The organism is Aerococcus sp. L_32 (genome assembly GCF_050689315.1).
In genome coordinates this window covers 1-813 of record NZ_JBOEQF010000832.1, presented here as the reverse complement: position 1 = coordinate 813, position 813 = coordinate 1, and the positions used below count along the sequence as shown (strand labels likewise).

The window sequence follows — 813 nt, the reverse complement described above, 5'->3', positions numbered from 1 at the left end:
CAACAAAATTAATCAATATATTGCAGATAATCCGCAAATACTAGAAACAGTTAACCAATTGAATGTGGACACCAACCAATTGAGAGACCAATTATTCTCAATCGTCCAATCCTTTACATCAGGTATTTTGGATACAACATTTAGTCTTGTTGGTAACCTTGTGAACGGCGTCTTTAATGCATTTGTAGCCATTATCTTTGGTACGTCAATCCTATTTAAAAAGGAAACCTTAACCAGACAATTTAAAAAGATTATTTACGGCACTATGCCTAAACACTGGGCCAATTTTACCGTCAACTTAGGCGCTGAAGCCAATCAAACTTTTGGCCATTATGTGTCTGGACAGGTAACTGAAGCCTTTATTTTACTGGTATTAGTCTTTACCGGAATGACCATTTTCAACTTCCCATTCACCTTATCGATCTCGGTCATAACTGGTGCAATGTCCTTGGTCCCTATCTACGGGGCCATCATGGGTGGGGTTGTCGGCTTTTTCCTTATCGCTGTTGTTGATGTTGTCCAAGCCATTTGGTTTATCATTTTCATTATTGTAGTCCAACAAGTTGAAGGGAATATCATATACCCTCGAGTTGTCGGTGGATCAGTCGGTCTACCAGGCATTTGGGTTCTATTCTCAGTAACCGTTTCAGGTGCCTTCTTCGGCCTAGCAGGAATGGTACTATCAGTGCCGATTTTTGCCCTATGCTACAAACTGGCATCCGCAACCATCAATTACAATTTAGACCAAGACAATATCAATGTAACCACAGAAACCAATAATCTTAAATAAAATCTATTGACTAGTAATTCTTG

Annotated in this window: 1 protein-coding gene; it reads left to right on the top strand. The window is 39.4% G+C overall.

Features of this window, described 5'->3' with window-relative positions; translation table 11 throughout:
* A partial coding sequence (locus ACRCJ0_RS16760) for an AI-2E family transporter (protein ID WP_431391289.1) occupies positions 1–790 on the top strand: 790 nt, incomplete at its 5' end.
* Positions 791–813 lie beyond the last annotated feature (23 nt).